Below are 11,496 nucleotides of genomic sequence, written 5' to 3'. Positions count from 1 at the left end.
CACCTTAACAACATTCACGAAAGCGCGCGACACGACGGCACACCAGCGCATCTTCGACTTTGCTCAGGGTTGTGCGGCTTGGGTGCGCCTGCATACTCGATCTCAGAATCGACGCCGCCCGGCGTTCGGACATGCGGAATTCAGACGCCATGACATCTACCGATCCGGCCCAGCGCGAAACACTCGGCTTCAAGGACGATCCGGGCGCAAGCCGCTCTGCATGGCTCGCCGCTGGCATATCCGTGGCGCTGGTCCTCTGGATGGCCAGCGGCGTGGTGTTTCCAAGCGAGACCGACGACGGCCCGCAGGAAAGCGCCGAGGCGCTGCCGGTTCTGGTCGCCGTACGCCATTCCGTCGCCGAGCCGGTTACGGTCTTTTTCGAAGCCGAGGGCGTCGCCCTTCCCGATCGCGACACCTCGGTCCGGGCAGAGACCTCGGGCACGGTGCGCGAATTGCTGGTGCGCGTCGGCAGCGACGTGTCCGAAGGCGACGTAATCGCCCGCAACGCGCCCGAGCGGCTGGAAGCGGCGGTGCGATCCGCCGAGGAAACGCGGGACCGGGCCCAACGCGAATTCGACAACGCCACCGCACTGCTGGAGCGGGGCGTGGCGACGGTCGACCGCGTGGCCGAGGCGCGCACCGCGCTGGCGTCGGCGGAATCGCAACTGGTCAGCGCACAAGAGGCGCTTGCGGACGGAACGATCACCGCACCGTTCGATGGCAGGATCGAGGCCCTGCCGATGGAACTCGGAGAATTCATCGCCGCCGGGACCGAAGTGGCGCGCATCGTCGATCATGACCCGCTGACCGTGTCCATCGACGTGCCGCAGCAATCCGCCGGCCGCGTCCGGGCCGGACAGGTCGCGACCGTCGAGTTCCTGACCGGCCAGTCCCGCGAGGGCGAGGTCACGTTCGTTTCGACGACAGCGAATGCCGCGACCCGCACCTTCGACGCCGAGATCGAGGTCAAGAACGAGGGCGTCTCGATCCCCGCCGGCCTGTCGGTGCGCGTGCGCATCCCCACGGAAACGACCGAGGGTCATTTCGTCTCGTCCTCCGAACTGACGCTGAATGACGCGGGCGAGATGGGGATCAAGACCGTGACCCCGGACAACACCGTCGAGTTTCACGCGGTCACGCTTGTCTCGGCGGATCTTGAGGGCGTCTGGGTCGCCGGGCTGCCCGAGACCGCCAACATCATCGCGACCGGGCAGGGCTATGTCGCTGCGGGCGAACGGGTGCGCACGGCGCCGTTCGAGGACGACCCGTCGTGAAGGCGCTGATCGAAGCGGCCTTCGCGCGCACCCGCGTTGTGGTGATGGCGCTGGTTCTGCTGCTGGCCGTGGGGGCCTATTCCTATGCGATGATCCCGAAAGAGGCGAGCCCCGAGGTCACGATCCCCTACGCCTTTGTCACCACCGGCGCCGACGGGATCGCACCCGGCGACGCGGAAGAACTGCTGCTGAAGCCGATGGAGCGCGAGTTCTCGTCGGTCGACGGGCTGAAGCAGATGACCGGCACGGCGGCAGAGGGGTACGTCACCCTTCGGCTTGAGTTCGAGGCGGGAAGCGATGTCGACACCGCTTTGACGCGCACCCGCGAGGCAGCCGACCGGGCGGAAGCCGACCTGCCGGACGACGCCTATGACATCACGGTCACCGAACTGGACGTGTCGCTGTTCCCGATCATCACACTGATCCTCAGCGGGCCGGTTCCCGAACGGGCGCTTAACGCGATGGCCGAAGCGCTGCAAACCGAGATCGAGGCGCTTTCCGGCGTGCTCGAAGCCGACATCGGCGGCATGCGCGAGCAGTTCATCGAGATCCAGGTTCTGCCAACAGTGTTCGAGACCTACCAGTTGTCTTTCGACGAAGTGCTGGGACAGGTGCAGGCGAACAACCGGCTGGTCGCTGCGGGCGCGCTGGACACCGGGCGCGGGCGGCTGGTGTTGAAAGTCCCGGGCACCATCCAGTCGCTGGCCGATCTTGAATCGATGCCGGTGAAGGTTCGCGACGGCACCGTTGTATCGCTTCGCGACGTCGCGACCGTGCGCCGCGCGTTCGAAGACCCGACAGGCCGCGTTCGTCTTGACGGTCAGCCCGCGCTGTCGCTCGAAGTCAAGAAACGCGCGGGCGCGAACCTCATCGCGACGGTGGAGCTGGTGAAAGCGGCGGTCGAACGGGTTTCGGCGGATTGGCCCGAAAGCGTCGAGATCGTCTATCTCTCGGACCAGAGCGAGCAGATCGAGACGCTGCTGTCAGATCTGGAGGCCAGCGTCATCGCCGCGATCCTTCTGGTGATGATCGTGGTGGTCTGGGCGCTTGGCCTGCGCTCGGCGCTTCTGGTCGGCGTGGCGATCCCCGGATCGTTCCTGACCGGCGTCGCGGTCATCTGGTTGATCGGCTACACACTGAACAGCATCGTGCTTTTCGCGCTGATCCTCGTTGTGGGCATGCTGGTCGACGGCGCAATCGTGATCACCGATCTGGCCGACCGGCGGTTGCAGGAAGGCGACGACCCGCGCGCCGCCTACCGCTTTGCCGCGCGCCGGATGGCATGGCCGATCATCGCCTCGACCGCGACGACCCTGTCGGTGTTCTTCCCGCTGCTGTTCTGGGGTGGGATCGTCGGACAGTTCATGCGGTTTCTGCCGGTGACGGTGATCGTCACGCTGATTGCGTCGCTTTTGATGGCACTGATCTTCGTGCCGGTGCTGGGCGGCATGATCGGACGCCGCCAGCCCCGCACCGCCAAGGCCAAGGCCGCGTTGCAGGCGACCGAGAAAGGCGACCCGCGCCGCGACTCGTCCGGCGCCACGCGTACCTATGTCTGGCTGTTGAACTGGGCCGTCCTTCGCCCCGCAACGACCGTTCTTCTGGCGGTCGCGATGCTGCTGGGGACGTTCGCGATCTATGGCCAGTTCGGCAAAGGCGTGGAGTTCTTCCCCGAGCAAGAGCCCGAGACGATGGCGATCGAACTGCGGGCGCGCGACATCTTTTCGCTGTCCGAGAGGGACCGGTTGCTGCGTCTGGTCGAAGAGCGCCTGCACGGGTTCGACGAGATCGAGCATCTTTATGCCCGGTCCAGTCTGGGATCGGTGCTGCAGGACGAAGAGATCATCGGCACCATTCAGGCCGATCTGACCGATTGGGACACGCGGCGCACGGCGGCAGAGATCGGCGCGGACATCCGCGCGGTCGTCGACGACATCGCCGGGGTCGAGGTGCAGGTCGAAACCGCCTCTGCCGGGCCGACGCAGGGGAAGCCAGTCAGCTTGCGGCTTAGCGCCGACGACCCCGAAGCCGCCGACGCGGCGGTGGTGCAGGTGCGCGAGTTGATGGACCAGTTGGGCGGCTTCACCGATGTCGAGGACGACCGCAGCCTGCCCGGCATCGAAGTCGCGGTGAACGTGCAACGCGAGGAAGCGGCGCGGTTCGGGGCCGACATCACGCTTCTGGGCCGCGCCCTGCAACTGCTGACGCAGGGCGTGAACATCTCGACCTACCGCGCGCCGGGCGAGAACGACTCGCTGGACATCCGCATGCGCTTTCCGCCCGACGAGCGCACCCTGTCGTCGCTGGCGAACCTTCGGGTGCCGGTCAGTGCCGGCCTGTCCCCGGTGTCGAACTTCGTGACCTTCGAGGCCGCCGAACGGGTCGGCACCCTGCGGCGCGTCGACGAGCGGCGGGTGCTGACCGTCAGTTCCAACGTCGCGCCCGGCCTCTTGGTCAACGATCAGGTGATCGCCTTGCGCACCGCGCTGGAGTCCACCGAATTGCCGGACGGCGTCAGCTGGAGCTTTTCGGGCGAGGCGCAGGATCAGGAGGAAGCCGCCAGCTTCCTTGTATTGGCGTTCATCTCGGCGATCTTCCTGATGCTGATCATCCTCGTCACCCAGTTCAACAATTTCTATCAGGCCTTCGTGGTCCTCAGCGCGATCGTATTCTCGATCGTCGGCGTGCTGCTGGGCACCCTGATTGCGGGCCGTCCGTTCGGCATCGTGATGGGCGGTATCGGTGTGATCGCGCTGGCCGGGATCGTCGTGAACAACAACATCGTGCTGATCGACTGCTACAACGACCTGCGCCGCGACGGCGTCCCGCCCCGCGAGGCGGCGCTGAGAACCGGGGCCCAGCGCCTGCGCCCCGTCCTGCTGACAACGGCGACCACGGCGCTTGGCCTGATGCCGATGGTGCTGGCGGTCAACATCAACTTCTTCACGCGCACGCTTCAGTTCGGCGCCCCGTCGACACAGTGGTGGATCGAGCTTTCCACGGCCATCGCAGGCGGCCTGATGTTTGCTACGGTGCTGACTTTGGTCGTGACGCCTGCCATGCTGCTGCTGGGGGAACGGAAGGAGGTGCGGCGGGCATGAGACATGAACTTGCAAGACCGCACCGAACGCCGAAACCCGAACCCAGGCGCCGCTGGATCGGCCGCCTGTCGCTGACCGGCCTGTATTTCGGCGGGCTGTGGTGCGCGTCGACCTTCACGCCCTCGCTGGTGCCGCGTGACTGGCTGTTCCAGGGCCTTCTGTCGGGGGTTGTTCTGGCCGTCGGTTACGGCTTTGGCGCGGCGTTGGCCGCGCTTTGGGAGTTCCTCGAACTCCCGGTGATTCCGCAACGCTACCGGCGTCCCCTGTATTGGGTCCTGATCGCGGTCACGGTGGCGCGTCTGGGCTGGTATTTCATGCAGACGCGGGACTGGCAGGTGCCCGCCCGCGAACTCCTTGAAATGCCGCAGGTGGATCACGAGTACTACCTCCGGATCATCGCGATCATGCTGATCGTCGCGGGGCTGCTTCTGCTGATCGGCCGGTTGCTGGTGCTGGGCGTGGGCTGGGCCGCGCGCCTGCCCAAACGCGTGTCGCAACGTCGCATCGCGTCGGTTCTCGGCATCGCCGTGTTCGCCGTCCTGCTGGTGCTGGTGGTGAACGGCACCCTTGTACGCGGTGTCATCATGGTGATCGACAACACGCTGGCCGCCGCCGACACCCGCGACCCCGAGGGCGCCGTGCCGCCGACAACGGCCAACTTCTCGGGCAGCCCCGACTCTCTCGTCCCGTGGGATCTGCTGGGCTATTCCGGCAAGCTGTACATGACCGAGGGACACGTGGCCGAAGAGATCTCGGACTTCACCGGACGCGCGGCGCTGGACCCGATCCGGCTGTACGTCGGCCTTCGTGCAGGCGACGACCACGAAGAGCGCGCCGCGCTCGCGCTGGAGGAACTGAAACGCAGCGGCGCCTTCGACCGGAAGATCCTTGTCATCGCGACACCCACCGGCACCGGCTGGATCGACGACAACGGAATCACGCCGCTGGAATTCATGCACGATGGCGACACGGCGGTTGTCGCCGTGCAGTATTCGTACCTTTCCAGCCCTCTGTCGCTGATCCTTCAGCCGGGGCTGGTGCAAGAGTCGGCGACGGTGGTGTTCAGAGAAATCTACGACCACTGGGCCTCGCTGCCCGAAGACGACCGGCCGGAACTGTACCTGTTCGGGCTCAGCCTCGGTTCGCTCGGCTCCGAAGGGTCGATCACGCTGCAGTCGCTGGTGAAGGACCGGATCAGCGGCGCGCTTTGGGTCGGGCCGCCGTTCCGCAATCCGGTCTGGCGCAGCATCCGCGCGAACCGCGACCCGGACTCGCCGGACTGGCAGCCGGTGTTCGAGGACGGCACGGTGTTCCGCACTCTTACCCGCTCCAACAGTCTGGACGACGCCGGGCCGGACTGGGGTCCGGTGCGCATCGCCTACCTTGCCTATCCGACCGACGCGATTGTCTTCTTCCAGGAAAGCATGTGGTACCGCAGGCCAGACTGGCTGGACGAACCGCGCGGGCCCGATGTGTCGCCCGAGTTCGAGTGGACGCCTGTCGTCACCATGTGGCAGGTCGCCGTCGACATGCTTGGCGCGTTTAACACGCCGGCGGGCCACGGGCACAACTATCGCATGGTCGACTATGGCACCGGCTGGATGGGCGTCACGCAACCCGAGGACTGGACTGCCGAGGACAACGCGCGGCTGGCGGATCTGATGAACGATGCGCGGCCCAAGGGCGGCAACTGACGTTCACGAATGCGACAGGCGCGGCATCACCGGTGGACGTAGCGGCACCGCCCCCTAGCCTTCTGTCCAGACCGCCCGCCCCAGTCCTTCTGCCCCAGTCCTTCCGCCCAGAGAGGCCGCACCATGCGCATGATCGTTTCCGCCACCGCCCTCGTACTGTCCGCCCACGCCGCTTCGGCGCAGGATTTCAACGCCGCCCCGGCCAACGCGCCCGGACAGGAACCCGCCTTCGAGAACCAGACCCGCGCGCCCGTCATCGACGACGGCGTGACGCTGGAACGAGAGGTGATCGCGGGCGGGCTGCAAAATCCGTGGGGCATGGATCAGCTGCCGGATGGAAGCTGGATCGTCACCGAACGCCCGGGCCGGATGCGGATCGTAACAGCGGGCGGCGATATCTCTGCCCCCATCGACGGCCTGCCCGAGGTCGACGGTCGAGGGCAGGGCGGGCTTCTGGACGTGACCGTCGCCGATGACTTCGCCGAGACCCGCCGCGTTTGGTGGAGCTTTTCGGAACCGCGTGGTGGCGGCGAGAACGCGACGGCCGTCGCAACCGGCGTGCTGTCCGAGGACGGCAGCACGATGGAAGACGTCGAGGTCGTCTTCCAACAGCAGCCCGCATGGGCCTCGACCCGCCATTTCGGCTCGCGTCTGGTGTTCGACGAGACGGGCGCGCTTTTCGTGACGACCGGCGAACGCTCGATGCCCGAACCGCGGCAACTGGCGCAGGACGTGGACACCCACCTTGGCAAGGTCATCCGCATAGACCCGATGGGCGGCGCGGCAGAGGGCAACCCCGAGATCGACGGCGGCCTGCCCGAGATATGGTCCTACGGCCACCGCAACCTGCAATCCGCCGCTCTTGGCCCCGACGGCGCGCTTTGGACGGTCGAACATGGCCCGCGCGGCGGTGACGAACTCAACCGGCCCGAGGCCGGGCTCAATTATGGCTGGCCCGAGGTCACCTATGGCGTCGAGTATTCCGGCGGGACCGTCGGCGAAGGGGTAACCGCGCGGGACGATGTCGAGCAGCCGGTCTATTACTGGGACCCGGTCATCGCGCCGTCGGGGATGGTCTTCTATGACGGCGGAATGTTCCCCGACTGGCAAGGCGACGCGCTGATCGGCGGGCTTGCTTCACAATCTCTCGTCCGCCTGACGCTCGAAGACGGCAAGGTCACTGGCGAGGGCCGCTATCTTCAGGGACAGGGCCGCGTCCGCGACGTGGACGTCGCCGAAGACGGCGCGATCATGATCCTTACCGACAGCGGCAACGGCGCGCTGATCCGGCTGACGCCCGGCAGTTGACGTCGTCAGCCGTTCGCGACCGGCAACACGTCCGTTGCGCTTGGGCGTGGTTTGCCCCCGGCCTGACGTCCCCGGCCCCCTACTCCGCCGCGATGGCGGCGGCGGCGCCGGGGCGGTAGTTCAGGATCGGTGACAGCCAGCGTTCCACCTCTTCGACGTCCATTCCCTTGCGGGCGGCATAATCCTCGACCTGATCCCGCTCGACCTTGGCGACGCCGAAGTAATAGGCCTGCGGGTGCCCGATATACAGCCCCGACACCGAAGAACCGGGCCACATCGCCATGCTCTCGGTCAATTCGACCCCGGTGGTCTGTTCCGCGTTCAGCAGGTCGAACAGCGTCCGCTTCTCGGTGTGGTCCGGCTGGGCGGGATAACCCGGTGCGGGACGGATACCGTCATAGGGTTCGCCGATCAGTTCCTGCGGCTCGAAGGTCTCGTCCTTCGCATAGCCCCAGTGCTCGCGGCGCACCCGCTGGTGCAGCATCTCGGCCATCGCCTCGGCGTAGCGGTCGGCCAGCGCCTTGACCATGATCGCACCATAGTCGTCGCCGTCCTTCTCGAACCGCTCGGCAATCGCGACCTCTTCCGGCCCGGCGGTCACGACGAAGCCGCCGACCCAGTCCGGCGTGCCCTCGGGCGCGACGAAATCGGACAGGGCCACGTTGGGGCTGTCGCGGCGCTTGGAGGTCTGCTGGCGCAGCGTGTGCAGCGTCGCAAGCGGTTCAGACCGGCTGTCGTCCTTGAACAGACGGATATCGTCGCCGACCGCATTCGCGGGCCAGAAGCCGACAACGGCGCGCGGCCGGAACCACTCTTCGCCGATGATCCGTTGCAGCATGGCTTGCGCGTCGTTGAACAGGCTGCGCGCGGCCTCGCCGTATTTCTCGTGTTCAAGGATGCGGGGATAGACACCCTTCAGCTCCCACGTCTGGAAGAACGGCGTCCAGTCGATGTAGCGGGCGATCTCTGCAAGATCCCAGCCCTCGATCACCTTCGCGCCCGTAAAGGACGGCGCGGTCGCGGTGTAGCCGGACCAGTCGATCTTCATCGCATTGTCCCGCGCGGCGGCCAGAGGCAGGCGTTGCTTGGCCCGTTCCGCACGCTCGTGACGTTCGGCGACCTCGGAATACTCGGCGCGGATGCCGTCGATATAGGGCTGTTTCTGCGTCTTGCTGAGCAGCGAAGACACGACCCCCACGGCGCGGCTGGCGTCGGTGACGTAGATCGCCTGGCTCTTGCTGTATTGGGGAGAGATCTTGACGGCGGTATGCACCTTCGAGGTCGTCGCGCCGCCGATCAGCAGCGGCACATCAAAGCCTTCGCGCTCCAGCTCGGTGGCAAGGTGTACCATTTCGTCGAGCGACGGCGTGATCAGCCCCGATAGACCGATGATGTCGACGTTGTGGGCCTTTGCCTCTTCCAGGATCTTCTGCGGCGGCACCATGACGCCAAGGTCGATGATCTCGTAGTTGTTGCAGGCCAGAACGACGCCGACGATGTTCTTGCCGATGTCGTGCACGTCGCCCTTCACGGTGGCCATAAGAACACGGCCCGCGCTTTCGCGCCGCCCTTCCTTCTCGGCCTCCATGTAGGGCAAAAGGACGCCGACCGCCTGCTTCATCACGCGGGCCGATTTCACCACCTGCGGCAGGAACATCTTGCCGGCGCCGAACAGGTCGCCCACGACGTTCATGCCTGCCATCAGCGGCCCCTCGATCACATCGAGCGGCTTCTCGGCGGCGACGCGCGCGGCTTCGGTGTCTTCCTCGACGAACTCGGTGATGCCGTTGACCAGCGCGTGTTCCAGCCGCTTCTCGACCGGCCACTCGCGCCATGCAAGGTCGCGTTTCTTCTCTTCCCGCTTGTCGCCCTTGTAGCGCTCGGCGATGTCCAGAAGGTTCTCGGTCGCGTTGCCGCCGTTGGCGGGCGTGCGGTTCAGGACGACATCCTCGCAGGCTTCGCGCAGGTCCGGGTCGATCTGGTCGTACACCGCCAGCTGACCCGCGTTGACGATTCCCATGTCCATGCCAACCTTGATGGCGTGGTACAGGAAGACCGCGTGCATCGCCTCGCGCACCGGTTCGTTTCCGCGAAAGCTGAACGACAGGTTCGAAACGCCGCCCGAGATATGACAGTGCGGCAGGTTCTGACGAATCCAGCGCGTGGCCTCGATGAAATCCACGCCGTAGTTGTCGTGTTCCTCGATGCCGGTCGCGACGGCGAACACGTTGGGGTCGAAGATGATGTCTTCGGGCGGGAAGCCGACCTGCTCGGTCAGGATCTTGTAGGCCCGCGCGCAGATCTCTGTCTTGCGCTCGAAACTGTCGGCCTGACCCTGCTCGTCGAAGGCCATGACGACGACGGCGGCGCCGTAGGCAAGGCAAAGGCTGGCATGGTGCACGAACGCCTCTTCGCCTTCCTTCAACGAGATCGAGTTGACCACCGGCTTGCCCTGCACGCATTGCAAGCCCGCTTCGATCACCTCCCATTTGGAGCTGTCGATCATCACCGGCACGCGGGCGATGTCAGGCTCGGCGGCGACGAGGTTCAGGAAGTCGATCATCGCCTGCTTCGAGTCGATAAGCCCCTCGTCCATGTTGATGTCGATGATCTGGGCGCCGTTTTCGACCTGATCGCGCGCAACGTCGAGGGCGGTTGCATAGTCACGGTTGGTGATCAGCTTCCGGAACTTGGCCGAACCGGTCACGTTGGTCCGCTCGCCCACGTTCACGAAGGGGATGTCCTTGGTCAGGACAAAGGGTTCAAGGCCCGACAGACGCAGCAAGGGGTCAGACATTGGCGGCCCCCCGGGGCTTGCGCGGCGCATAGGCGGCGACGTGGTCTGCGATGGCGCGGATATGCTCGGGCGTGGTGCCGCAGCAGCCCCCGACGACATTTACCAGCCCTTCCTTCGCAAAGACCTCGACCTTGCTGGCGGTGTCCTCGGGCTGTTCATCGTACTGACCGAAGGCGTTGGGCAGGCCGGCATTGGGATAGGCGCAGATGCGCGTTTCCGCGACCCCGGCCAGTTCGGACAGGTGCGGCCGCATCGCGTCGGCGCCCAGCGCGCAGTTCAGCCCCACCGTGAACGGACGGGCGTGGCGGACAGAGTGCCAGAAGGCGGTAGGGGTCTGGCCCGACAGCGTCCGGCCCGAGGCATCGGTGATGGTGCCCGAGATCATGATCGGCAGGCGGCGGCCGACCTTCGCGAAGCTTTCGAAGGCGGCGAAGATCGCGGCCTTGGCGTTGAGCGTGTCGAAGATCGTCTCGATCAGGATCAGGTCGGACCCGCCCTCGATCAGTCCGTCGATCTGTTGGCCATAGGCAAGCCGCAGATCGTCGAAGGTCACGGCACGATAGCCCGGATCGTTCACGTCCGGGCTGATGGATGCGGTCCGGTTGGTCGGCCCGACTGCCCCCGCGACAAAGCGCGGGCGGCCATCCTTGGCCTGCGCCCAATCGGCCGCACGCCGCGCAACCTGCGCACCGGCGACGTTCAGGTCATGCACCGCGCCCTCAAGCCCGTAATCCGCCTGCGCGATGGTCGTGGACGAGAAGGTGTTGGTTTCCAGAATGTCGGCCCCGGCCAGCGCGAATTGCAGCTGGATGTCCTCGACCGCCTTCGGCTGGGTCAGAACCAGAAGGTCGTTGTTGCCCTTCTGCGGGTGATCCGACGGATGGTGCCGGCAGCCGGGACCATGAATATGCCCGCCCGCGGTGAAGTCCTCTTCGGACATGTTCAGCGTCTGGATCATTGTCCCCATCGCCCCGTCGAGGATGAGGATGCGTTCGCGAGCCGCCGCTTCAAGCGCCTTGAAGCTGTCGGAGGTCGGTAGTGAGAAATTGATCATTTGGATCCTGCCGGTTCAAGAGGATCCGATAGCCGAGGCCCCGCCTCACCATCAACTTCATTATATTCCGTATCATTATGAGCATTCTTCATAATCAAGAACCTGTCTGCCTTCCCGGCCCTACGAGGCGCGGACGCGCCTGTGAAATCCCTTAAAATAATGTCGCTGGCCCGGAACGCCCGGCGTGCGCAAGCGCCTGTGTTGCAAGGTCCGGCCCTTTCCAGACGACGCCAACAGACGTTGTCGGGCGGGTCTTCGTCCAGCAAAC

General features: G+C 65.7%; 6 protein-coding genes. 4 read left to right on the top strand and 2 right to left on the bottom strand.

All coding sequences use genetic code 11. The features are described from left to right. Positions 1-149 precede the first annotated feature (149 nt). The 4 genes from ACP156_RS13170 to ACP156_RS13155 all read left to right on the top strand — a co-directional run bounded on the left by ACP156_RS13170 (position 150) and on the right by ACP156_RS13155 (position 7,377). Entirely contained in the window at positions 150-1,274 is a 1,125-nt protein-coding gene (locus ACP156_RS13170) for an efflux RND transporter periplasmic adaptor subunit (protein ID WP_425051790.1), read from the top strand. Further along, positions 1,271-4,375, top strand: a complete 3,105-nt coding sequence (locus ACP156_RS13165; RefSeq protein WP_425051789.1) for an efflux RND transporter permease subunit — start codon at positions 1,271-1,273, stop codon at positions 4,373-4,375. The genes ACP156_RS13170 and ACP156_RS13165 overlap by 4 nt, the downstream gene beginning before the upstream one ends. Beyond that, complete coding sequence (locus ACP156_RS13160) at positions 4,372-6,069, top strand: alpha/beta hydrolase (RefSeq protein ID WP_425051788.1); 1,698 nt, start codon at positions 4,372-4,374, stop codon at positions 6,067-6,069. The genes ACP156_RS13165 and ACP156_RS13160 overlap by 4 nt, the downstream gene beginning before the upstream one ends. Positions 6,070-6,192: 123 nt before the next feature. Continuing rightward, positions 6,193-7,377 (top strand): PQQ-dependent sugar dehydrogenase, encoded by a 1,185-nt coding sequence (locus ACP156_RS13155; protein WP_425051787.1) that lies wholly within the window; start codon positions 6,193-6,195, stop codon positions 7,375-7,377. A gap of 79 nt (positions 7,378-7,456) precedes the next feature. Here the strand turns inward: ACP156_RS13155 and metH are convergent, their stop codons facing one another. Both metH and ACP156_RS13145 read right to left on the bottom strand, forming a co-directional pair. Next, positions 7,457-10,174, bottom strand: coding sequence for a methionine synthase (metH, locus tag ACP156_RS13150; protein ID WP_425051786.1), 2,718 nt, complete (start codon positions 10,172-10,174; stop codon positions 7,457-7,459). Beyond that, entirely contained in the window at positions 10,167-11,228 is a 1,062-nt protein-coding gene (locus tag ACP156_RS13145; protein WP_425051785.1) for a homocysteine S-methyltransferase family protein, read from the bottom strand. Before ACP156_RS13145 ends, metH begins: the two co-directional genes overlap by 8 nt. Positions 11,229-11,496: the final 268 nt, after the last annotated feature.

This window comes from Psychromarinibacter sp. S121 (assembly GCF_049801035.1).
Classification (GTDB): Bacteria; Pseudomonadota; Alphaproteobacteria; order Rhodobacterales; family Rhodobacteraceae; genus Psychromarinibacter.
This window is presented reverse-complemented; position numbering and strand designations above follow the sequence as displayed.